17 protein-coding genes and 1 tRNA gene are annotated in these 22,309 nt (G+C 67.2%); 13 read left to right on the top strand and 5 right to left on the bottom strand.

Going from position 1 to position 22,309, the window contains the following annotated elements; all coding sequences use genetic code 11:
- Positions 1–2 precede the first annotated feature (2 nt).
- Complete coding sequence (locus VGN82_RS21455; RefSeq protein ID WP_327529198.1) at positions 3–665, bottom strand: ABC transporter permease; 663 nt, start codon at positions 663–665, stop codon at positions 3–5.
- A gap of 139 nt (positions 666–804) precedes the next feature.
- Here VGN82_RS21455 and VGN82_RS21450 point away from each other — a divergent pair, with 139 nt between their 5' ends.
- A complete protein-coding gene (locus tag VGN82_RS21450) occupies positions 805–1,701 on the top strand; it encodes a helix-turn-helix transcriptional regulator (protein WP_327529073.1) in 897 nt (298 codons plus the stop codon).
- An 89-nt stretch (positions 1,702–1,790) separates the two neighbouring features.
- On the opposite strand, the gene VGN82_RS21445 is transcribed toward VGN82_RS21450, so the two are convergent.
- Positions 1,791–2,927, bottom strand: coding sequence for a DSD1 family PLP-dependent enzyme (locus VGN82_RS21445; protein WP_327529072.1), 1,137 nt, complete (start codon positions 2,925–2,927; stop codon positions 1,791–1,793).
- Between the two features lie 142 nt (positions 2,928–3,069).
- Here VGN82_RS21445 and VGN82_RS21440 point away from each other — a divergent pair, with 142 nt between their 5' ends.
- Positions 3,070–4,890: an ABC transporter ATP-binding protein gene (locus VGN82_RS21440; RefSeq protein WP_327529071.1), complete on the top strand. Its 1,821-nt coding sequence runs from the start codon at positions 3,070–3,072 to the stop codon at positions 4,888–4,890.
- Between the two features lie 36 nt (positions 4,891–4,926).
- Here VGN82_RS21440 and VGN82_RS21435 read toward each other — a convergent pair whose 3' ends face one another.
- Both VGN82_RS21435 and VGN82_RS21430 read right to left on the bottom strand, forming a co-directional pair.
- The gene (locus tag VGN82_RS21435) at positions 4,927–6,240 is read right to left on the bottom strand and encodes an MFS transporter (protein WP_327529070.1); all 1,314 of its coding nucleotides are present in this window, start codon (positions 6,238–6,240) and stop codon (positions 4,927–4,929) included.
- Positions 6,241–6,290: 50 nt separating this feature from the next.
- Positions 6,291–6,689 (bottom strand): MarR family winged helix-turn-helix transcriptional regulator, encoded by a 399-nt coding sequence (locus VGN82_RS21430; RefSeq protein ID WP_327529069.1) that lies wholly within the window; start codon positions 6,687–6,689, stop codon positions 6,291–6,293.
- Positions 6,690–6,787: 98 nt separating this feature from the next.
- Between VGN82_RS21430 and hisE the strand changes: the two genes are divergently transcribed.
- Positions 6,788–7,162, top strand: coding sequence for a phosphoribosyl-ATP diphosphatase (gene hisE / locus VGN82_RS21425; protein WP_327529068.1), 375 nt, complete (start codon positions 6,788–6,790; stop codon positions 7,160–7,162).
- A gap of 175 nt (positions 7,163–7,337) precedes the next feature.
- Positions 7,338–7,414, top strand: a tRNA-Arg gene (locus VGN82_RS21420).
- Between the two features lie 287 nt (positions 7,415–7,701).
- Here the strand turns inward: VGN82_RS21420 and VGN82_RS21415 are convergent.
- On the bottom strand, positions 7,702–8,610 hold the full coding sequence (locus VGN82_RS21415) for a LysR family transcriptional regulator (RefSeq protein ID WP_327529067.1): 909 nt from the start codon (positions 8,608–8,610) through the stop codon (positions 7,702–7,704).
- 82 nt (positions 8,611–8,692) lie between these two features.
- Here VGN82_RS21415 and VGN82_RS21410 point away from each other — a divergent pair, with 82 nt between their 5' ends.
- The 9 genes from VGN82_RS21410 to VGN82_RS21370 all read left to right on the top strand — a co-directional run bounded on the left by VGN82_RS21410 (position 8,693) and on the right by VGN82_RS21370 (position 22,026).
- Positions 8,693–10,039 carry an acyclic terpene utilization AtuA family protein gene (locus VGN82_RS21410; protein ID WP_327529066.1) on the top strand — a complete coding sequence of 449 codons (1,347 nt, stop codon included), beginning with the start codon at positions 8,693–8,695 and terminating at the stop codon, positions 10,037–10,039.
- Between the two features lies 1 nt (position 10,040).
- On the top strand, positions 10,041–10,349 hold the full coding sequence (locus VGN82_RS21405; protein ID WP_327529065.1) for an AtuA-related protein: 309 nt from the start codon (positions 10,041–10,043) through the stop codon (positions 10,347–10,349).
- Between the two features lie 61 nt (positions 10,350–10,410).
- Entirely contained in the window at positions 10,411–11,373 is a 963-nt protein-coding gene (locus VGN82_RS21400) for a Bug family tripartite tricarboxylate transporter substrate binding protein (RefSeq protein ID WP_327529064.1), read from the top strand.
- A gap of 54 nt (positions 11,374–11,427) precedes the next feature.
- Positions 11,428–12,831, top strand: coding sequence for a M20/M25/M40 family metallo-hydrolase (locus tag VGN82_RS21395; protein WP_327529063.1), 1,404 nt, complete (start codon positions 11,428–11,430; stop codon positions 12,829–12,831).
- Positions 12,832–13,261: 430 nt separating this feature from the next.
- Entirely contained in the window at positions 13,262–14,122 is an 861-nt protein-coding gene (bcsN, locus tag VGN82_RS21390) for a cellulose biosynthesis protein BcsN (protein WP_327529062.1), read from the top strand.
- 20 nt (positions 14,123–14,142) lie between these two features.
- Positions 14,143–16,329: a UDP-forming cellulose synthase catalytic subunit gene (gene bcsA, locus VGN82_RS21385; RefSeq protein ID WP_327529061.1), complete on the top strand. Its 2,187-nt coding sequence runs from the start codon at positions 14,143–14,145 to the stop codon at positions 16,327–16,329.
- A complete protein-coding gene (locus VGN82_RS21380) occupies positions 16,326–18,797 on the top strand; it encodes a cellulose biosynthesis cyclic di-GMP-binding regulatory protein BcsB (RefSeq protein WP_327529060.1) in 2,472 nt (823 codons plus the stop codon). The genes bcsA and VGN82_RS21380 overlap by 4 nt, the downstream gene beginning before the upstream one ends.
- On the top strand, positions 18,794–19,813 hold the full coding sequence (locus tag VGN82_RS21375) for a glycosyl hydrolase family 8 (protein WP_327529059.1): 1,020 nt from the start codon (positions 18,794–18,796) through the stop codon (positions 19,811–19,813). The genes VGN82_RS21380 and VGN82_RS21375 overlap by 4 nt, the downstream gene beginning before the upstream one ends.
- Positions 19,804–22,026 (top strand): hypothetical protein, encoded by a 2,223-nt coding sequence (locus tag VGN82_RS21370; protein ID WP_327529058.1) that lies wholly within the window; start codon positions 19,804–19,806, stop codon positions 22,024–22,026. Before VGN82_RS21375 ends, VGN82_RS21370 begins: the two co-directional genes overlap by 10 nt.
- Positions 22,027–22,309 lie beyond the last annotated feature (283 nt).

Below are 22,309 nucleotides of genomic sequence, written 5' to 3'. Positions count from 1 at the left end.
ATTCACCCCGCATAGCGGGCGCCGATGCGGCTGGCGCCGAAGGCGACCGCGTTGATGGCGAGCGTCAGCGCGATCAGCACCAGCCCGAGTCCGAGCGCGAGCGGCAGGTCGCCCTTCGAGGTCTCCAGCGTGATCGCTGTCGTCATGGTCCGGGTGTAGCCGGCGATGTTGCCGCCGACGATCAGCACCGCGCCGACCTCGGCGCTGGCTCGGCCGAAGCCCGCGAGCAGTGCCGTCGCCAAGGCGAAGCGCCCGTCGAAGAGCAGCGTCGGAATCGCCCTGACACCCTCGAGCCCGACCGAGCGCAGATGGTCGCGATATTCGCCCCAGAGATCCTCGGCCGTTTGCCGCGTCAGCGCGATCACGATCGGCAGTACGAGGATGACCTGCGCGGCGATCATCGCGGTCGGCGTGAACAGCAGGCCGAGCGAACCCAGAGGCCCGGAGCGCGACAGCAGCAGGAACACGAACAGCCCGGCGACGACGGGCGGCAGCCCCATCAACGCATTGAGGCAGACGATGACGGCGGAGCGACCGGGAAAACGAGCCAGCGCAAGCGCTGCTCCGAGCGGCAGCCCCACCAGCGCGGCGATCAGGACGGCCGTCAGTGTCACCCGCAGCGACAGGCCGACGATCGCCAGGAAGGCAGGGTCGAGCCCCACCATCAAAGCAAATGCCGCCTTGAAAATCGCTCCGAAGTCCAAGGTCCGTCTGCTCCCGTTGCTCCGTCGTGATGCAGAGCCTTGTATTTTCTAGAGTTCAATGCGACCAAATGCCAATTCTGGAAAATTCGCAGACAAGCGCATGAACTTGCAGGATCCTGTCTACCTCACCACGGAAGAGGCGGCCGGCTATCTGCGGCTCAAGGATCGCAAGCTCTATGAGCTGGTCGCGACCGGCGCGGTGCCCTGCACCAAGGTCAGTGGCAAATGGCTGTTCCCCCGTGCCGCCCTCGATCGCTGGTTGGAAGCGGGGCTGGCGCGACCGGACGGGATGCAGCCGGTCAGCCCGCCGCCGATCATTGGCGGCAGTCAGGATTCCCTGCTGGAGGTGGTGGTGCGCGACTCCGGTTGCGGACTCGCTCTGCTGGCGGAAGGCTCTCAGGCCGGGCTCGACCGGCTGGTGCGCGGCGAGGTGGCGATTGCCGCCATTCATCTCCACGCCACGCCTGATAACGACGAGGCCAATCCGGCCGCGATCCGGGCCGAGCCCGGTCTCTTCGATGCGGTGGTGATCGGCTTTGCCCGGCGAGAGCAGGGATTGCTGGTCGCGCCCGGCAACCCGCTCGACATCACCAGCCTGGCTTCCGCCGTCGCGAAGGGCGCGCGCTTCGCCCGGCGCCAGAGGGGGGCCGGCGCGCAACTCCTGCTCAACAGCCTGATCGAGCGCGAGGCCGTGCCGGAACAGGCGATGGTGGTCGCCGAGGGCATCTGCGCGACGGGGCAGGATCTGGCGCTGGCGATCCGCACCGGACGCGCCGATTGCGGGATCGCCTCGCGAGCGATCGCCAGCGCCTTCGGCCTCGAATTTCTGCCGTTGGTCTGGGAGCATGTCGATCTGGCCATGCGCCGCCGCACCTATTTCGAGCCGGCGACACAGACGCTGCTCGGCTGGATGCGGGGCGAGGCGATGCGGGCGAGGGCACGCGAACTCGGCGGCTACGACCTTTCGCGCAGCGGCGCCGTGCGGCTCAACCGCTGAGGCCGTCCGCATTCCTGATCGCTGCGGCGTAATAGCGCCAGCCGCCGACTTGGTGGATCGTTGGGGCGTTCGGCGAACACGTCAGGGTGTCAGGTAAGGGCGCCACGCGCGGCCACCGGCCAGAGCGCCTCGACATGGGCGTCCGGCGTATGGAGCCCGCGCACGCAGACATACCAGTCGTGCAGGTTCACGGTCGGGTCGCAATGGCCCGGCACCAGCAGGAGTCTGTCGCCGCGATGGGGCAGGGCTATCGGGTCACCCGTCAGCACGCCGTGCTCGTCGGAGGGCTTGGTGTAGACTACGCCATCGCGCCGGAAGGGCGTCGGCAGGCCTGAATCGATCGCCGCCGCCTTGTGTCCGGCATCCACGACGGCGCGGTCCGGTACCGGCTTGCTCATCACGCCCGTCAGGATGAACAGCGCATGCTCGAAGGTGCGGAAGGGCGTGCCGTCGGCCTGCCGGTTACGGGCATAATCGGCATCCATGAAGATGTAGGAGCCGGCCTGGATCTCGTTCCAGATGCCGGACTGGCTCTCGATCTCGAAGGTCCCCGTGCCGGCGCCGCTGACGACGCCGCAGGCGAGCCCGGCCTGTGTCAGCCGTTCGACCGTATTGCGCGCGGCGAGCCCGGCGCGCTCGATCGCCTCGCGGCGTTCGTCGATCGAGCGCATGTGCTGGGCCGTGCCGTGATAGGCCTGCAAGCCGCCGAAGCGCAGCGTGTTGCTGCGTGCGATCGCTTCAGCCAGTCGCACCGCCGTTTCGCCCGGCGCGACGCCGCAGCGCCGGCCGCCGACATCGATCTCGACGAGCACGTCGAGCACGACGTCGTGGCGCGCGGCGGCCTCGGCCGCCTCGCGCACGCCGTCGAGATGGTCGACGCAGAGGCTGATGCGCGCCTGGCGGGCGAGCCTGGCCAGCCGGTCGAGCTTGGCAGCACCCGCGACCTCATTGCTGACGAGCACGTCGGTGACGCCACCCTCGACCAGGATTTCGGCCTCGCCGACCTTCTGGCAGCACTGGCCGACCGCGCCATGGGCGATCTGGCGCAGCGCGATCTCCGGGCTCTTATGGGTCTTGGAATGGGGGCGCAGCCTGACGCCGTGACCTTGCGTGTAGGCGGCCATGGTGACGAGATTGCGCTCGAAGGCGTCGAGATCGAGCAGGAGGGCCGGGGTGTCGATCTCGTCGAAGCTTTGGCCGACCTGGGCCGGCGGATGCAAGGGCATGGGCTGTCGCGCTTTCCTGAATCAGTAGCGGCCATGGGACGACAGCTTCGTGGCCGGGGCAAGGCCCGCGGGCGAATGGCAAATGGGACCGCCTCGCGTTCGCTACTCGCCACCCGCGACGCGCCATGTTAGGTCGCGCGCCATGAAGATAGGCCGCGTTACCGACGACACTTTCGCGCTTCTCCTCCGCGTCTGGCGCGAGCAGGTCAAAGCCTATTTGCCGCAGATGGCGATGATCATGGCCCTCGTGGTGGTGATCGCGGCGACGACGAGCCTCTATCCCCTGTTGATCAAGGCGGCTTTCGACGCCTTCGCCGATCCGCTGACGGCGGAAGCGACCGGCTTCGTACGACGCGCGGAGCGCCTCGTCTCGAAATCGGTCGGAGTCGAGATCGGCGTCGTCAACGCGGTCGCGGTCGTCGTCGTCATCGTCACCGCGATCAAGGGATTCTCGCTGCTCGCCCAGACGGTGATGACCAACAGCGTCGTCAGCCGGATCGAGGCCGACATGCAGACGGCGCTCTACAAGCATCTGATCCACGCCGACCTCGCGCAGCTTCACCGCGAGAACCCGGCCTCGCTGACACAGCGCTTCACCACCGACTTCACCTTCGTCAAGGAGGCGCTGACGCGGCTGATCAATATCGCCGTGCGCGACGTTCTCACGGCGGTGGCGCTGGTCGGCGCGATGTTCTGGATCGACTGGCAGATGACCCTCGTCGTCATGCTGATCGCCCCGATCGTCGCGCATCCGATCGGCAAGATCGGCCGGAAGCTCCGCCGCATGGCGACTTCGCAGCAGGAACAGACGGGCCTGATGGCGAGCCTTGTCACGGAGAGTCTGCAAGGCGCGCGCGCCGCCAAGACCGATACGCTCGAACCCTATCTCGAGCGCCGCGCGGCCGCGGCCTTCGAGACGATCCGCGCGCTCAAGATGAAGGCGGCCAATGCCCGCGGCCGGCTCGACCCGCTGCTCGAGGTCGGCGGTGGCATGGCGGTCGCCGGCGTGCTGGCGGCGATCGGCGTCCGCATCACCTCGGGCGGCTCGACGGTCGGCGATTTCACCGGCTATGTCTCGGCGCTGCTGCTGGCGGCCCAGCCGATGCGCTCGCTCGGCAACCTCAACGCCATCGTCCAGGAGGCTGGCGCTTCGCTGAAGCGCTATTACGCGCTGCTCGACGAACAACCGCAGATCACCGAGAAGCCGGATGCGAAACCGCTTGCGGTCGGCGCCGGCGAAGTCGCCTTCAGGCATTTGCGCTTCCGCTATCGCGATGATGCGCGCGCCCTCGAAGGCATCGACCTTGTCGCTGAGGGCGGCAAGACGACGGCGCTGGTCGGCCGGTCCGGCTCTGGCAAGTCGACGCTGCTTGCGCTGGTGCCGCGCCTCTACGATCCCACGGAAGGCCGCGTCGAGATCGACGGGCAGGACCTGCGTGGCCTGACGCTGGCCTCGCTGCGCGCGCAGGTCGGCGTCGTCAGCCAGGACGTCGTGCTGTTCGACGATACGGTGCGGGCAAACATCGCCTTCGGACGGCCGGGCGCGAGCGAGGAGGAGATCGTCGCCGCAGCGAAGGGGGCGGCCGCGCATGATTTCATCATGGCGATGCCGGAGGGTTATGATTCTCCTGTCGGCGAGCGCGGCCAGAAGCTCTCCGGCGGCGAGCGCCAGCGCATTGCGATCGCGCGTGCCATCCTCAAGGATGCGCCGATCCTGTTGCTCGACGAGGCGACGAGCGCACTCGACGCCGAGTCCGAGCGGCTCGTCCAGCAGGCGCTCGGCCGCCTGATGAAGAACCGGACCACCCTCGTCATTGCGCACCGGCTCGCGACCGTCCGCGAGGCCGATCTGATCGTCGTGATGGAGGAGGGGCGCATCGTCGAGACCGGCAGCCATGAGGTGCTGGTCGCCCGCGACGGCGCCTATGCAAGGCTGCACAGGCTGCAGTTCATCGAAGATTGAGACGCCTCACGCGCGGTGCGCGAAGCGCTTCGCTGCTCAGGCCGCGACGGCCTTGGCGGGCAGGGCGGTGCCGCGCATCGTGATCGAGAAGGCTGCCGCGAAGAGGCAGAGCGCCCCGGCGATGAAGAAGGCTGGCAGATAGCTCTCATACACGGTGCGGCTGAAGCCGGCGCCGTAGGCGGCGAAGGCCGCTCCAAGCTGATGCCCGGCGAAGATCCAGCCGAAGACGAGATTGGCCTTGTCGCCGAAACGGTCGGCCGCGATCTTGATCGTCGGCGGCACGGTGGCGATCCAGTCGAGGCCGTAGAACACGGCGAACAGCCACAGCCCGTAGAACGAGAAATCGCTGAAGGGGAGGTAGAGCAGCGACAATCCGCGCAGGCCGTAATACCAGAACAGCAGCCAGCGGCTGTCATAGCGGTCCGACAGCCAGCCCGAGCCGACCGTGCCGGCGAAATCGAAGATGCCGATCATCGCCAGCACGCCCGCGGCGGTCACCGCCGCCATGCCGTAATCGCCGCAGAGCGAAATGAAATGCGTCTGGACCAGCCCATTTGTGCTCGCGCCGCAGACGAAGAAGGTGCCGAATAGCACCCAGAAGGTGTGCGTACGGGATGCCTCGCGCAGCGCCAGCAACGGCGACATCAGCATGGCGTGCATGCTGCTATCCTGGGACGGTGCGGGCACGATCTCGTCGGCTCCATAGGGGGCGAGGCCGACATCGGCAGGTCGGTCGCGCATCAGCGTCAGCACAGCGAGCGCGGCGACGATCAGCATGACGAGGACGACGACGAGCGCGCTGCGCCAGCCGACGCGCTCGGTGAGCGAGGCGAGCAGTGGCAGGAACACCAGTTGCCCGGTCGCGCTGCTGGCTGTCAGCAGGCCGACGACGAGTCCGCGCCGGGCCGAAAACCAGCGTGTCGCGACGGTCGCGCCGAGGACCATGGCGGTCAGGCCCGTCCCGAAGCCGACGACGATGCCCCACAGCAGCACGAGATGCCAAAGCTCGGTCATCACGAAGGAGCCGAAGATGCCGGCCGCGATCAAGCCGAGCGCGGTGCTGGCGACGCGGCGAACTCCGAAGCGGTTCATGAAGGCGGCCGCGAAAGGACCCATCAGCCCGAAGAGCAGGAGGCGCACCGCCAGGGCCGAGGAGATGTCGGCGGTCGCCCAGCCGAACTCCCGCTGCAGCGGACCGATCAGAACGCCTGGCGCGCCGACCGCTCCTGCCGTGACCAGCATGGTCAGGAAGGTCACGGCGGCGACGACCCAGCCATAATGCAGGCCTCGCCGCGCCATCGCGGCTGGCAATCCGGGAGCGGGGCCGGTGGGAGCAGCGAGCGAGCTCATCGTGATCTCCTTTGCGGGTATCTGCCCGCATTTGGGCGGAAAAGACATGGTCAGAGGGCGTTCAAGGCGGCGCGAAGACTGTCGGCATGCTCAGGGCCGAGACGGGCCTCGATTTGGCCCTGCACCGCTTCCCAGAGCGGCGCCCCCTCATCGAGAACGCGATGCCCATCCGACGTCAGCGACACCGTGGCCTCGCGCTGGTCCTTGCCGCGCCCGATCGCGAGGTGCCCCATGCGTTCGAGCACGCGGACATTGCGGCCGATCGTCGAACGGTCGAGTTCGGTCAACCGGCCAAGTTCCGTCAGGGTTACGGGCGCGGCGCGCCTGACCGTCCTGAGCAGGCTGAATTGTGCGATGTTCACCCCGACCGGCTCCAGCGCGACGTCATAGGACGCTGCGATCCGGCGCATGGCCGCGCGGAGGACGGTGCAATAGCAGGGGCTGCTCATGTCGCGGGTATATGCCCGCGATCGCTTCTTTGCAAGTGCCGTCGTGATGGCCGTGGCGCCGTCATCAAACCCTCATGAGCCGTGCCGATCCTTGCGCGATGGCTGATTCGATCCTCCGGCTTCATGCTGCGGTTCTGGCGGCGCGCTCGCGCGATCCGGCGCTGTCGCGGACGGCGAGGCTCGCGGGCGAGGGCCTGCCGAAAATGGCCAAGAAGCTCGCCGAGGAAGCCTTCGAGGTCGGGCTCGAGGCAGTGCAGGGCGACCGCCGCCGCACCGTCCTTGAAAGCGCCGATATGATCTACAATCTCGTGGTGCTGTGGAGCGAGCTCGGCATCACGCCGGAGGATGTCTGGCGTGAGATGGACCGTCGCGAGCAGCTTTACGGCATCGCCGAGAAGCTGCCGAAGGCCCGCAGCAAGACCGTAGCAGGCTTGGAGCCGGGGGCGCCGCCCCTGGCCGGGCTCGAACGCTGAGAGGCGGTCTCCCGCATCCCGGCCGCCATAGCGCGTCGATCCTGCCTTTTCCGGGGCTCTATCCTGCGGCCGGCAAAACTTTTGGGGGCCTGAGACTTTCAGGGTTGCCAAGACGAAAGAGAGCGGCTATCTCCCCCGACATCGGGCCGGGCGCCAAGCGCTGTGGCCGCGATACGCGCCCGTAGCTCAGCTGGATAGAGCATCAGACTACGAATCTGAGGGTCAGAGGTTCGAATCCTTTCGGGCGCGCCATCATTTCGCTCTTTCCAGAGAGCGCCGTTTACAGCCCATTCACTGGGCCGTTTACACTCCCAAATTCATGCTAGGTTCTTCGATATGCGCTTTGCGTGCAGGTCGGTGAAGTTGGTGACCTTCGGCTGATCTTCGCGCTCGCGGTGCTGGGATCGGCCTCTGCGTCGTCCTGGCTTTGATCGAGCGGTGCGTCCGTGGCTGGGGCAGCCGCAGGAACGACTTGGCCATGACCTCATGCGGCCGGCAGTCCGTCGGCAGCGCCCGGCACGCCATAGCGGCATCGTGCTTCAACTCGCGCCTCGTTCCAGCGCGTCGAATGCGACGCCAAGATGGTCCAGGAAGGCTGAGCTTGCTGGTGGCAACGTCCGGCCCCTTCGCTTGATCACAGAGATGCTTCGCGCCAGCCGCGGATCGTCGATCAGCACGGAATGCAGCATCGGCAGCGCCCCGATCTCCATGGCGGTCTCGGGCAGGATCGCGATGCCCATCCCGGCACGGACCATGCCGACGGCCGTGGACATGTAGGTCGCCTCGGCGGCGACCTCGGCTGACAGCCCCTCGGCCGCGATCGCGGCATCGACGACGGCCCGGACGCTGGTCGTGCGCGACATCAGGACGAGCGGGTGGCGTAGCACCGCCGCAAGGGAGGGCGAGGTGCCGTCATCCAGCGCGTGCCCGGCCGGGAAGACGGCATGCATCCGGTCGACGCTGCTCATAAGAAGCTCCAGCGCCGCATCTTCGATCGGCCCGCCGGTGATGCCGAGATCGACCTCCTCGGCAAGCGTCAGCTCCGCCACGCCACTAGCGATCACGTCGCGGAGAGTGAAGCCGATCTCGGGATGGAGCGTCCGGAACCCGGCGATCACGTCTGGCAACAGGCTCGAGGCGAAGGACGGCAGGACAGCGATGCGAACCATCCCTCCGGCCATGCGCGCGAGCTGCCGCGTCTGGTCGAGCAGCGCTTCGAGTTCGCGCAGGATGCGCCGCAGTTCCGGGAGAAGCTCGCGACCGAGGCGCGTCAGCGCGACATTGCGCGTGTTCCGGTCGAAGAGCCGCAGCCCGAGCGCCTCCTCCAAAGCCCGGACCTGAACCGTCAAGGCCGGCTGAGAGAGATTGAGCACCATTGCGGCACGGGTGAAGCTGCCATGCTCCGCCACCGCGATGAACGCCCGGAGCTGACGGACATCGAAATTCATATAAATTTCCTATTGCTGAAATCCAATAATTTCAATTGTCTTATGAATTGGCGGCGGCATTCTCTCGCACCCGGGAGGATACATGCGACAGGTCAGGATAGGCGCCGGCGCCGGCTATTCGGGCGACAGGATCGAGCCCGCGGTCGAGCTCGCCGAGCATGGCCAGCTCGACTACCTCGTCTTCGAATGCCTGGCTGAGCGGACCATCGCGCTGGCGCAGCAAGCGCGGCAGCGCGATGATCGTCTCGGCTACGATCCGCTGCTGGTAGCGCGCATGCGCGCGGTGCTCCCGGCCTGCCACCGTGCTGGCACCGTCATCATCACGAATATGGGGGCAGCCAACCCGCTTGCTGCGGCCGAGCTTGTCTGCGTGACAGCGCGTGAGCTCGGCCTGTTCGGCCTGAAGGTCGCGGCCGTGACGGGCGACGACGTTGCCGAGGCGGTGAGCGATGGCGAATGCCGGATCCTGGAGGACGGGCGGCCGGTTGCCACGCTGGGGGAGAGCCTTGTATCCGCCAATGCCTATCTCGGGGCTGAGCCGATCGTGCAGGCACTCGCCGCCGGCGCCGATGTCGTGATCACCGGTCGTGCCGCCGACCCCTCGCTCTTCCTCGGGCCGCTGATGCATGAATTCGGCTGGTCATTCGAGGATTGGCCGAGGCTCGGCCAGGCGACGTTGATCGGCCATGTGCTCGAATGCGCCGGGCAGGTCACCGGCGGCTACTTCGCCGATCCCGGTTTCAAGACGGTGCCAGGCCTGGCGCGGCTTGGTTTTCCCCTTGCCGAGGTCAGCGAGGACGGCTCGGCCATCATCACCAAAGTCGAGAACACCGGGGGCTGCGTGACGTCCGCCACCTGCAAGGAGCAGATCCTCTACGAGATTCACGATCCGGAGCGCTACTTCACGCCCGATGTCGTTGCGGACTTCTCGCGGGCGCAGGTCGAGCAGGTCGGACCTGATCGAGTCCGCATCACCGGGGGAAGCGGCCGCGCCCGGCCCGAGGCGCTGAAAGTCTCGCTCGGCATTGCCGAAGGCTTCGTCGGCGAAGGCCAGATCTCCTATGCGGGCAGCGGTGCGCGCGACCGGGCTGAACTGGCGGCCGAGATCGTGCGCGAGCGGCTGGGGTTGATCGGGCTGGTCGCGCACGAGCTGCGCTTCGATCTGATCGGCGTCGATGCGCTCCACGGCCGCGGGCTGCCGGCGGCCGGTGGGCGAGTCGAACCCTACGAGGTCCGGCTGCGCGTGGCCGGGCGCACCACAACGGCGGGCGAGGCGGCGCGCATCGGCAACGAGGTGGAGACGCTCTACACCAACGGACCCGCCGGCGGAGGCGGCGTCACCAGGCAGGTCCGCGAGGTTCTCGGCGTGCTCTCTACGCTGCTGCCGCGCGAGCACGTCCGGGCTTCTGTCCAGGTGCTGGAGAGCTGAGATGAAGCTGCGCGCCATCGCTCATGCCCGCACCGGCGACAAGGGCGACACGTCGAGCATCTCGCTGATCGCCTATGACGAGGCGGACTATCCGCGCCTCGTGCGGCACGTCACGCCGGAGCGGGTGGCGACGCATTTCGCCGGCATCCTGCGCGGCAGCGTCAGCCGCTACGAGATCCCGTCGCTGGGCGCGCTCAACTTCGTGCTGCAGCGGGCGCTCGGTGGCGGCGTGACGCGTTCCCTGGCGCTCGACACTCACGGCAAATCCCTGAGTTCCGCCCTGCTGGACATCGAGATTCCCGACGACTGAGCCCGACCAAACGGCCAGCAAGACGCCGTACCGAAACCATGAATGAGAGCGGAGGACACCCATGAAGATCGCGCGCATGTTCATTGCCGGCGCATTGGCCATCGGCCTCGCCGGCGCCGGCAATGCCCAGGAATTCCCGTCGAAATCCTTCAAGTTCGTCGTGCCCTTTGCGGCCGGCAGCGCGACGGATGCGGTCGCCCGCATCCTCGGTGAGCATGTTTCGAAGAACCTCGGCAAGCCCGTCGTCATCGAGAACCTGGCCGGGGCGAGCGGCGTCATCGCCGCGCAGAACGTAGCCCGTGCCGAGCCTGACGGGCACACGGTGCTGATCACCACGAACACCACCCATGGCGCCAATCAGAGCCTGCTCAAGACCGTGCCCTACGACGCCGTCAACAGCTTCGAGGCGGTCGGCAAGTTGGGTACGATCACGCTGGCGCTGGCGACCCACCCCGCCGTTCCGGCCAAATCGGTCCAGGAGTTCGTCGCTTATGCCAAGGCAAATCCGGGCAAACTGACCTTCGGCGCCGGCTCCAGTTCCTCGCGCATCGCCGGCGAGATGCTGAAGTCGCTGGCCGGCCTCGACATCACCTATGTGCCCTATCGCAGCAATCCGCAGGCGATCACCGATCTTCTGGGCGGGCAGATCAACTTCGTCTTCGCCGACATCTCGACCACGCTGCCGCAGATCAAGGCCGGCAAGGTCAATGGCCTGGCCGTCTCGACGGCCAGGCGCAGCGTTCTCGCGCCCGACTTGCCGACCATGGCCGAGGGCGGCGTCAAAGGTTACGACCTGGCCGCCTGGTTCGCGGCTTTCGTCCCGGCCAAGACGCCGCGCTCCACGGTCGAGAAACTGAACCAAGCCTTGATCGCCGCCGTCAACGATCCGGCGACGAAGGAGCGCCTGCTGGCGGCCGGCGTCGAGCCCGAGACCAGCACGCCCGACGAACTCAAGGCCTTCGTCGGGGTCGAGATCGCCAAATGGGCCGAGATCGTCAAGGCAGCCGGCATCCAGCCGGAATAGACGCCATCAACGCCGGCGCATGGTGCTGCCTCTATCAACGTCAAGGACACCCAGATGAATGCCGAGCCGGTCGTCGACCACCTTCTGAAGCGCCATGACGCCGTGCTCGAAAGGCTCACCGCCTTCCTCAGGCTGCCCAGCGTCAGCACCGATCCCGCCTATGCCGAAGGCATGGCCACGACGCGCAGCTTCCTGCTCGACTGGCTGACCGGGATCGGGCTGTCGGATGTGCAGCTCCTCGATGGCGGCGGTCACCCGGCGGTCTACGGTGCCTGGCTCGGGGCGCCGGGCGCTCCGACCATCATCGTCTACGGCCATTACGACGTGCAGCCGCCCGATCCGCTTGCGCTGTGGCGGACGCCACCCTTCGAGCCGACGATCCAGGGCGGAAACCTGCATGCCCGCGGCGCCTCCGACGTCAAGGGCTCGACCACGATCGCGATCGAGACCGTGGCGGGCTTCCTGGCAGTGCATGGCGGCTGCCCGGTCAACATCAAGCTCTTCCTCGAGGGTGAGGAGGAAACAGGTAGTCCCAGCCTGCGCGAGATCGTGCGACGCTACGGCCCGCTGCTGCAGGCGGATGCGATGATCTCGGCCGATGGCGGGCGCCAGAGCGCGACAGTCCCGACCATCAATGTCGGCGCGCGCGGCCTTGCCAAGCTCGAACTCGTCGTGCGCAGCGCCGACAAGGAGCTGCACTCCGGCCGCTATGGCGGCGCGGTGCGCAATGCCCTTCACGAACTCGCGGCGATCATCGCCTCGCTGCATGACGAGAACGGGGCGATCGCCGTCCCCGCCCTGATGGCGGCGCTGCCGCCCCCGAGCCCGCAGGCCCGCAACGATGCAGCGGCACTCCCTTTCGACGAGGCTGGATTTGTCGCCGATATCGGGGGCATTGCGGCGGGGGAGCACGGCTACAGCCTGCGCGAGCGTCTGACCCTGCGGCCGGCGATCGACGTCAACGGCATGTGGGGCGGCTATACGGGGGCCGGCAGCAAGACCGTCATCCCCGACGAGGCGCGCGCCAAGATCACCATCAGGCTGGCGCCCGGGCAGGATCCCGCGCAGGCGATCGCAGCCTTGCAGGATCATATCCGTTCCGTCGCTCGGCCTGGCGTGCGCATCGCTTTCACGGGGGTGGGGGAGGGCTCGCCGGCCTCGACGCTCGCGGGCGATCATCCGCTGGTCCAGGCCGCGACGCGCGTGCTGCGGCAGGTCTGGCAGCGCGACCCGGTGCATGTCCGCCTCGGTGCGACGGTTCCGATCACCGCCATCTTCAAGGAGCTGCTCGGCATCGACACGCTGATGTTCGGACTCAATCTGCCGGACGAGGACGTCCACGCGCCCAACGAGTTCTTCCACCTCGACTCGATCGCGCTCGGGTTGCGCAGCTGGCCGCTGCTGCTCCAAGAACTCGCGACATTCGCGCCGGCGGAGCTGCGCGCCACGAGCCGATAACGGCTGTTCGGCAGGGTGGCAGATCCGGGGGGCGGCCATGCCGGGACCGCGAGCCGCAGGGTGACGTAGCGCTTGTTCCGCCTCGTCACCCGGCTGGCCCGCCGTCATTTTATCGATGAGCCGGCGTTGTGACAGACGCAGTCGCTGTGCGGTCAGCTTCGCCTCGGACTGTTGTCGCGTCCCGCTCAGGTATTGGCCCCATGTGTTCAATGGAGGGTTGGAGAGGGCGCGCGAATAGTCTGTACTGACATCATTGATTCGGTCGGGGGGTCCGAAACTCATTGAGGGATTGCGCGGTAGGACCGCGTTAACCTTTGTTAATCAAGGGTCAATGCATGACGACGCTCCAATGCCGCTGGCCCTCATGCGGATGACTTCATTTGGTGCCCCAGCTCTTACGCCCGCTCGCTCTGCGATAGGGTGGCGGCCCGTGCTGCTCACGACGGCCGCTCTGCTGGGTATCGTGCTTTCCGGGTGCGGCGGGCAGAGGCTGACAGATGCCGACTTGTCGTTCGCGACGCGCGCCGTTGCGGTCAGCCCGAGCCGTTCCCTTGTGATGCTGCCGGTCGGCGGCCCGCCGATCGTGAGCGTCACGCAGCGCAACTACGACAATGCTATCGCCCAGACCATCGCTCTCGCCACGCGCGGCCGCGCGTCGGGCGAGAACGCGATCGATGTCGCCTTCCTGACGGGGGCGGATGTTCCGGATGACACCGCGGTCGAGGGCAGGCTCCTGTCGAGCCCGAGCATCGAGGATTTCGCCATCGCTCGCGAGATGGAGGAGCGCCTGCCGGGCGTCGCCATGACGCCGGGCGCCATCTACGTGCAGAACCGCTATGGCCCGTTCGGGTACGCCTTTGGCCGCAGCGCCACGGGGGATGGCTGCCTGTACGCCTGGCAGCAGATCGCGAGCGGCGACAGCTTCTTCCGGCCCCAATCGGGTCTCGTTTCCATCCGGCTCCGCGTCTGCGAGCCGGGCGCGTCTGAGACGGCGCTGCTGCGGCTGGCCTATGGCTATTCGATCAACGCCTCGCTCAGGCGGCCGGGCTGGAACCCGATCGGCGATGCGCCGCAGCCTCAGCCCGGCCTCGGCGAGGCCGGCGTGCCGATCTACCCCACGGCGCAAGCCACCTGGCCCGATGCGGCCGAGGGGCAGAGGAGGGTCGTGCGTCCGCGGGCCGCGCGCGTGAGCCGGCCGCAACCCCCGCCCGTCGAAACCCTGGAGCCACTGCCGGATCGTCCCTTGGAAGGATACCCGACCGTCCCGCCGCCTCCTGCCCCCTCGCGCTAGTCATTTTGGCCTGAAGTCCGATGCGAACAGCAAGCTATGTCATCATCTGGGCCCTGATCGCAGCCGTGGTCGTCCTGATGATCACCCTGCCGATCAGCTTGCAGGCGCATCTGATCGCCGGTGCGATCGTGGTCAGCGCCATGATCGTGCTGAAGTTCCTGCGGCCTGATGGCGTGTGGCGGCTGATCGCATTGGGGCTCGGGACCGCGATCGTGCTGCGCTACATCTATTGGCGCACGACGAGCACGCTGCCGCCGGTGAACCAGATCGAGGACTTCATCCCCGCGATGGCCCTCTATCTAGCCGAACTCTACAACATCGGCATGCTGTTCCTCAGCCTGTTCGTCGTGGCGACGCCCCTGCCGCGACGCAAGACGCCGCCGATCGATCCGCAGACGGCGCCGACCGTCGACGTCTTCGTGCCGAGCTACAACGAGGATCCCGAGCTTCTCGCCACGACGCTGTCGGCGGCGCTGGCAATGGAATATCCGGCGGACAAGTTGAAGGTCTATCTGCTCGACGACGGTGGTACCGACGAAAAATGCAACTCGGACAACTTCGTCGCGGCCAGTGCCGCAAGGGAACGCCGGGCGACGCTTCAGGCCCTCTGCGCGGGGCTAGGCGTCACCTACCTGACGCGTGAACGCAACCTCAGCGCCAAGGCGGGCAATCTCAACAACGGAATCGCGCATTCCCGGGGCGAACTGATCGTCGTCTTCGATGCCGATCATGCGCCCGCCCGTTCGTTCCTCTCCGAAACGGTGGGCTATTTCGGGCTCGATCCGAAGCTCTTCCTGGTCCAGACGCCGCACTTCTTCATCAACCCGGACCCTCTGGAGCGCAACCTCCGGACCTTCAAGGACATGCCGTCCGAGAACGAGATGTTCTACGGCATCATCCAGCGCGGCCTCGACAAGTGGGACGCCTCGTTCTTCTGCGGCTCGGCAGCCGTGCTCCGCCGCACGGCGCTCGAGACGACGAACGGCTTCCAGGGACGCAGCATCACCGAGGATGCCGAGACGGCGATCACGCTGCATGCGACCGGCTGGCACAGCGTCTATGTCGACAAGCCGTTGATCGCCGGGCTGCAGCCGGCGACCTTCGCGAGCTTCATCGGCCAGCGTTCCCGCTGGGCGCAGGGCATGATGCAGATCCTGATTTATCACCGGCCGCTGTTCAAAAGCGGCCTCTCGCTGCCGCAGCGGCTCTGCTACTGCTCGTCGGCGCTGTTCTGGCTCTTTCCGTTCGCGCGTCTGATTTTTCTCATTTCGCCGTTGTTCTATCTCTTTTTCGGGTTGCAGATCTTCACGGCATCCGGAAGCGAGTTCTTTGCCTATATTCTGAGTTATATGGTCGTGAACCTGATGATGCAGAATTATCTCTATGGCCGCTACCGTTGGCCATGGATCTCGGAACTCTACGAATTCATCCAGTCCGTCTATCTGCTGCCGGCCGTCGTCTCCGTCATGCTCAACCCGAGCAAGCCGACCTTCAAGGTCACGGCGAAGAACGAGTCGCTGGCGACGCGACACGTCTCGGAACTGGGCAAGCCCTTCTTCATCATCTTCGCGGTCCTGGCGCTGGGCGTCGTCGCCACCTATTGGCGCACCATCGCCGAGCCCTACAATTCCGACACCACGCTGGTGGTCGGTCTCTGGAACTTCCTCAACCTCCTGATGGCCGGCTGTGCGCTCGGCGTCGTGTCGGAGCGTCCGGAGGGACGCGCGGCCCGACGCTTCGCGGTCAGGCGGCGCGGCGAGATCACCGTCAACGGACAGACCGCGCCGATCATGACGGAGAATGCCTCCGTCGACGGTGTCGCCCTGCGCGTCATGTCGCCGACCTTGAGTGACTTACCGGTCGGCAGCGAGGCGCAGATCTCCTTCGAGACGGCGATCGACATGCCGCGTGGCACGATGGGGGTCCGCGTCATGCGTCTCACGCCCGACGAGAAGGGGACGCTGCTGGGCTGCCGCTACTTGCCGAGCGAACCTCTGCACAGCCGCATGATCGCCGATCTCGCCTTTTCCGACGCCGAGCGCTGGACGCTTTTCCAGAACGCACGGCGCCAGAACATGGGCGTGATCTATGGAACATTGCGCTTCCTGCGCATCGCGCTGTTCCAGACGAGCCGCGGCCTGTCGTATTTCTTCGGCTTCTACCGCTTGAAGCGCTCGACCACCGCGAATGCGGAGGCGGCGAGATGATGCGGGTTTCGCTGCCCCTCCTGGCCGCCATGGCCATTCCGATCCTGTGCGGGATTGGGCCCGTTCAGGGTGTTCGCGCGCAATCGGCGCCCTCCGGTCCGGCCCCGTTCCTGATCGCGCCCGAGCAGCAACCGGGTTCGAAGGCTGCTCCGGCCGAGCCGGCTCCTCCAGCGGCGCCGGCTCAGCGGCCGCAGCCGGCCCCCGGCACGCCAAGGGCTGAGCAGGGCTCCTTCACCTACAAGCCGTTGCTGCCGGCGGCGCGGGTCACCCTCGAAGGCGAGAGCGATGCGCGGAGCTGGGCTTTCCACCTGACCCAGGACGAGGCCGCCGCCGAGCTGAATGTCGATGTGGCATTCCAGAACGCGCTCGTCGTCATGCCGGAAGCCTCGCGATTGACGGTCCGCATCAATGGCGAGCGTGTAATCGAGCAGCCGATCGCTTCCTCCGACCGCCTGGCGCGACTGTCGGTGGCGATCCGCAAGGGCCTTCTCCGCCCCGGCCAGAACACGATCCGGTTCGAGGCGGTGCACCGCCACCGGACGGACTGCACGGTGGCCTCCACCTATGAACTCTGGACGCGGATCGACGGTGCCGGCACCAAGCTGAGCTTCCGCGGTGGCGATGGCCGCCAGTTCCGGCCTCTGACCATCGACGATCTGCCGGCTGTCGGAGGCGACGAGGGTGGTCAGACGACGATCAACATCGTTGCGCCCAGCGCGTCGCGGGCGATCGCCGGCAACACCATTCTGGCGGTGGCGCAGGCCGTGGCGCTGCGAGGCCGTTATGGACAGGCCGTGGTACGCGTCTCCGAACGCCTGCCCGAGCGCTCGCGCCCCGGTTCGCTGACGGTCGTGATCGGAACGGCGAACGAACTCGGCGACGTGTTGGGGGCCGTTCCGCCCGAGGCTGCGGCTCCGAGCTTCGTCGGTTTCGTCGCCAATCCGAAGCTCGGTCCCGCCACGCTGCTCGTCACCGGCCAGGGCTGGGCGGATATCGAGAGCATCGTCGCGAAGGCGCTGACCGAGCCTGTCTCCAGGCCGACCAACATGAACCGGACGAGAATGGACACGGCGAGCTGGCATATGCCGGAGGCGCCGTTCATCTCGAACAGCCAGGTCCTGCGCTTCGCCGACCTCGGTCTGTCCACGCAGGAATCGACCGGGCGGCGCATGCGCGTTAGGGCCGTCGTCGCGCTGCCGGGCGACTTCTATGCCAACGCCTATGGCGAGGCGACGCTCTACCTCGACGGCGCCTATTCCGCGGAGGTCCTGCCCGGCGTCAGCCACATCGAGGTCTTCGTCAACGGCAATGTCGCGGCGACGGTGCCGCTCAACACCACCGCGGGCGGCCTGTTCCAGCAGTTCCCGATCACGGTGCCGTTCAGGCATTTCCGGCCCGGCATCAACGAGATCTGGCTTGAAGCGGTCACGCTCGCCAGGAGCGATCTCAGTTGCGGGCCGGGCGCCACCTTGCCTGGCAAGAACCGCTTCGCGCTTTTCGACACGACGTCCCTGTCCATCCCCGATTTCGCCAAGATCGGCGTCAAGCCGAACCTCGCCGCGACGGCCGGAACGGGTTTTCCCTATTCGGTGGCGCCACGCGTGGCCCTCATCATGGGGCGGCTGGACACTGCCAATTTCGGCGCCGCCGCGACGCTTCTGGCGCGGCTTTCCCAGCGCGCCGCGCGCCCGCTGTCGATCGATGCGCTGGCGAGCGCGGCATCCGTCGGCGACCGGCCGGCGTTGATCGTCTCCGCCGTCGGCCAGTTGCCGAGCGGAATCCTGCCGCGCGTCGGCATCGCGGACAGTGTGCGCTCGACCTGGCCGCTGCGTGCCGACGCGGTGGTGGTCACGCCCGATGCTGACGGCACCGCGGTGTTCGATGCGGTGCTGAACCGCTTCCAGGGCCGCCAGACGACCCCGGAAGATTCGGGGGGCATCGCGCCGTCGACCAACGAGATCCGCGACCGCTGGCGGACGTCGCTCGGCGGACCGCTGGCACGCTATTTCGTCGCGTTCGACGGCTGGCTCCAGCGAACCTTCGACCTGTCCTTCGCCCAGCTGCGCGCTCCGTCGCGCGCCGGCACCCTGTACGAGCCCGCTGAAGGAACCGAATTGATCGCGGCCCAGGCGGCCGACCCCGAGACAAAGCAGGTCTGGACGGCCTTCGTCGTCAGACGCGAGGAAACGCTGGAGAGCAGCATCGCCCGCATCGTCTCGCCGGGGAACTGGGCGAGCATGGCCGGCAAGATCACGTCCTTCCGCGGAGCCGAAGAGACGCACGTCATCTCCGCCGACAGCACCTCCTTCGTGGCGACGCGGCCCTTCAGCCTGGCGAATATGCGCCTCGTCCTCGCCAACTGGATGTCGAGCAACATCGGCACCTATGCGTTGGGGCTCCTGGCAACCTGCATCGCCCTGGGGATCGGAACGTCGCTGATGCTCGGCCGGCTGGGGAGGCGGGCGTGAACAAGCTCATCGCCACCATGGCCGCAGCTCTGATGACCCTCACTTGCAGCGCCCAGGCCGCACTGCCCGAAGGCGCCTGGGAGCTCTACCGGCAGAAGTTCGTCACGCCCGAAGGGCGGGTGATCGACGACGTCAATGGCGGTATCAGCCACAGCGAGAGCCAGGGCTACGGCCTGCTGCTGGCCTGCCTCGCCGGCGACCGCGCCAGCTTCGCCAGAATCCTCGGCTTTACGCGGACCGAATTGCTGATCCGCGATGACGGGCTGGCCGCCTGGCGCTGGGATCCAAAGGCAAGCCCCCGCGTCACCGACATCAACAACGCCAGCGACGGCGATCTCCTGATCGCGGAGGCTCTGGCCTGCGCGGGCTCGCGCTGGAACATGCCGGCCTATACGACCGCAGCGCGCCAGATCGCGCGGGCGCTGGCCAAGGTCGCCCTGCTGAAGCGCGGCGGCGAGACCTGGTTGATGCCCGCCGCGGCGGGATTCACGGAGAAGGACCGGCCGGACGGTCCCGTGGTCAACCCGTCCTACTGGGTCTTCGAGGCCTTGCCGGCGATGGCGCAACTCACGGGCGACCAGAGCTGGATGCATGTGCAGGCGACCGGCCTGCGACTGCTCGACACGCTCGCAAAGGCAAAAATGCCCGCGCCGGAATGGCTCTCGGTCAAGGGTATTCCTCAACCTGCGGATGGGTTTCCGGCCCAGTTCGGCTACAATGCGATCCGCATCCCGCTCTACCTGATGCGCGCCGGCTTGGCCGACAAGGCGCGGATGGAACCGTTCCGCCAGGCCTGGGCCGGCGGCCCGGCGGTGATCGACGTCAAGACGGGCAAGCCCGTCGAACCGCTGCCCGACCCCGGCTACCGCATGCTCGCCGCGGCGATGGCCTGCGTGCTGGACAAGACGGCGATCCCGGCCGACCTCAAGACCTTCCAGCCGACCGGTTATTACCCCTCGACCCTGCACCTCCTGTCCCTCTCGATGCTCCGGGAGAGGTATCCGCAATGCCTATGAAACAGGTCGTCCTGGCGATCGCGGCCTCGAGCCTCGTCTTCTACGCCATCGGTCGCTATGGCCAGAAGGCCGATCCTTTGCTCGATCCGCCTGTCGCGGTGCGCTCGGCGATGGCGGCCGGCACCCCGACGTCCGATGCGCCGTCCGCCGGGGTCGAGGTCGTTCAGGCGCCCAATTCTCCGGCCACGCCGCCGGCCCAGACGGGGCAACAGCCGCAGCGCCCGCCCGCGGTCGACGAAAGCGGACTGCGCTATTTTGCGGCTCAGGGGGATACGCGCCGCCTCGAGGCCGAACTCGCCCGGCTGCGGGCGCTGTATCCGGAATGGAAGCCGCCCGCTGACCTGATGTCGCCCGTCCAGACCGGCGACGCAGAGCTGGAACGGATGTGGAGGCTCTTCGCGGAGGGCAAGATCAGCGAAGTGCGGGCGGCGATCGCCCAGCGCAGCACGACGGACCCGAATTGGCGCGCGCCGGACGATCTGCTGGCGAGGCTCGACACCGCCGAGGCCGCGCAGCGACTGGTGAACGCATCGAACGCGAGACAATGGGAACAGGTCATCCGGCTCGGCACGGAGACGCCGGCCTTGCTGACCTGCGCGAATGTCGATGCGCTCTGGCGGGTGGCCGAGGCGTTCGTGAACACGGGCAAGCCCGAGCGGGCCCGGGACGCCTATGCCTATGTCCTCGGCAACTGCAATACGCCGGCCGAACGCATCGGGACGATGCAGAAGGCGCTCGCCACCCTGTCGGATCCGTTGACGGAGCAATTGCTCGCGCAGGAGAGGCAATCCGAGTTCACGAGCATCCGCGACGAGATCGCGCGGCGGCGCATCGGCCGGGCGTCCGAGGATACGACGCTCGTGGTGTCCCCCGACGACATTCGCCGCGTCGAGGCCCTCGCGAATGCCGCGACGACGCCCGACGACGCCATCCTGCTCGGCTTCTACACGTTTCGCCGCAATGATCCGGTCAAGGCAGAGAGCTGGTTCAAGACCGCCCTTGCGCGCAATGGTGGAGCCAAGGCGGCGGAAGGGGCGGTTCTCGCGCTCGGAGCCAACCGCAAATACCAGGAGGCCGAAGCGCTGGGCGCGCAATGGCTCGAAGCCGGCGCGGCCAACCGCAAGGCCTATCTCGATGTCGCGACGAGCCTGATCACGCAGGAGCCGCCGCCTAGACTCGACCGTGCGATCCTCGAGCGGATCGCGAAGACCGTCGGCACCGACCGTTACGTCCCGGGTGCGGCGGCTCTCGGCTGGTATGCCTACAATTCCGGCCAGATCACTCCGGCTGCAACCTGGTTCGAAACGGCTCGCGACTGGGACAGGGGCTATGAGCCGGCGGCCTACGGGCTCGCACTCGCCCGCCAGCGCCTGCGCGACCTGGCTGGCTTGCGGGCGATCATGGCGGAATGGGGCAGCCGCTCCGAGCGGATCGCGACCCTGCTCGATCCACGACGCAATCGCGATGCGCGTGGACCGGAGCTGCCTCGCCAGGACCAGGCGGGGCAGGGCGCCGCAAGATCGGATTTGGCGAGGTCAGACCTTGCGAGATCAGGCTTGGCAAACGAGGCCATGCCGATCCCGCCCGGCCGAACATTCGTCGACCCGGCGCCGCGTCGTGTCATACGCACTGAAGCGGCCAGGCCGCTTTCCGAGGACGATGTTCGGGCCGATCCCCTGCTGCCTCGCCGCAGTGCCCAAGCCCGCCCCGGCGGCGGCAATGGCACGACCGGCGCAGCAGCCCTACAGCGGGGCTGGAACCTGCTGAACCTGAAGCGCCCCGCTGCGGCTGCCGAGGCCTTCGCGGCTGCCATGCGCAGCGGCAATGCTCAGATCGCGGCCGACGCAGCGGCCGGCATGACCTACGCAAAGCTGCAACAGGGTCTGACGGCGGAGGCCGGCGTCGCGGCGGCAAGCGCCGACGTTGCGCCGGCGCGCCGCCGCGAGCTCTCGACCCTGCTGCTCTCCGAGAGGTTCTATGCCCAGTATGATGCTAAGGACTTCGACGGCGCGCTGGTGACCCTGTCGGAACGTGCGCGCCTTGCTCCCGAAACCACCGATCTGATGCTGATGCGCGGCTGGTCCTATTTTCATCTCGGCCGCTACGACGAGGCCAGCAGGGTTTTCACGGCGCTCCACCGGGCCAGCGGATCGTCGAAGGCGCTCGCCGGCTTGACCGCGATTCGCGATATCACCAAGCAGAACCGGTACTGACGCCCCCGCCGCAGGTTGCGGAGGCCTGTTCCGATGGACGCCTGGCAGAGGCCGGAGTTCAGGTGGGCGACCGCTTCGAACGGTCACACGCGATTGGCGTCTCCTCTGCCGAAAACGCAGATCCGTAAAATGCGACACAAGCCAACGGCGGAATCTTAGCACCGGCAGGCCAAGTTCGTGATGGTCAACGCGGGTCCTGAAACATGCTCGATGTCCTGTCTCTGGTCGGAGTTCTCGCCTTCGGGTGGCTCGGCTACGCGTTCTGGTATGCCGGGCGCGGCCC

This window comes from Allobosea sp. (assembly GCF_035999205.1).
Taxonomy (GTDB): domain Bacteria; phylum Pseudomonadota; class Alphaproteobacteria; order Rhizobiales; family Beijerinckiaceae; genus Allobosea.
Note: the sequence above shows the minus strand (reverse complement) of the source record. Positions and strands in the feature narration are given on the sequence as shown.

What these genes read in the sequence shown, in the direction of transcription:
- VGN82_RS21455 (WP_327529198.1), bottom strand. Translation starts at nt 665, where the DNA reads ATGGTGGGGCTCGACCCTGCCTTCCTGGCGATCGTCGGCCTGTCGCTG.
- VGN82_RS21450 (WP_327529073.1), top strand. Translation starts at nt 805, where the DNA reads ATGAACTTGCAGGATCCTGTCTACCTCACCACGGAAGAGGCGGCCGGC.
- VGN82_RS21445 (WP_327529072.1), bottom strand. Translation starts at nt 2,927, where the DNA reads ATGCCCTTGCATCCGCCGGCCCAGGTCGGCCAAAGCTTCGACGAGATC.
- VGN82_RS21440 (WP_327529071.1), top strand. Translation starts at nt 3,070, where the DNA reads ATGAAGATAGGCCGCGTTACCGACGACACTTTCGCGCTTCTCCTCCGC.
- VGN82_RS21435 (WP_327529070.1), bottom strand. Translation starts at nt 6,240, where the DNA reads ATGAGCTCGCTCGCTGCTCCCACCGGCCCCGCTCCCGGATTGCCAGCC.
- VGN82_RS21430 (WP_327529069.1), bottom strand. Translation starts at nt 6,689, where the DNA reads ATGAGCAGCCCCTGCTATTGCACCGTCCTCCGCGCGGCCATGCGCCGG.
- hisE (WP_327529068.1), top strand. Translation starts at nt 6,788, where the DNA reads ATGGCTGATTCGATCCTCCGGCTTCATGCTGCGGTTCTGGCGGCGCGC.
- VGN82_RS21415 (WP_327529067.1), bottom strand. Translation starts at nt 8,610, where the DNA reads ATGAATTTCGATGTCCGTCAGCTCCGGGCGTTCATCGCGGTGGCGGAG.
- VGN82_RS21410 (WP_327529066.1), top strand. Translation starts at nt 8,693, where the DNA reads ATGCGACAGGTCAGGATAGGCGCCGGCGCCGGCTATTCGGGCGACAGG.
- VGN82_RS21405 (WP_327529065.1), top strand. Translation starts at nt 10,041, where the DNA reads ATGAAGCTGCGCGCCATCGCTCATGCCCGCACCGGCGACAAGGGCGAC.
- VGN82_RS21400 (WP_327529064.1), top strand. Translation starts at nt 10,411, where the DNA reads ATGAAGATCGCGCGCATGTTCATTGCCGGCGCATTGGCCATCGGCCTC.
- VGN82_RS21395 (WP_327529063.1), top strand. Translation starts at nt 11,428, where the DNA reads ATGAATGCCGAGCCGGTCGTCGACCACCTTCTGAAGCGCCATGACGCC.
- bcsA (WP_327529061.1), top strand. Translation starts at nt 14,143, where the DNA reads ATGCGAACAGCAAGCTATGTCATCATCTGGGCCCTGATCGCAGCCGTG.
- VGN82_RS21380 (WP_327529060.1), top strand. Translation starts at nt 16,326, where the DNA reads ATGATGCGGGTTTCGCTGCCCCTCCTGGCCGCCATGGCCATTCCGATC.
- VGN82_RS21370 (WP_327529058.1), top strand. Translation starts at nt 19,804, where the DNA reads ATGCCTATGAAACAGGTCGTCCTGGCGATCGCGGCCTCGAGCCTCGTC.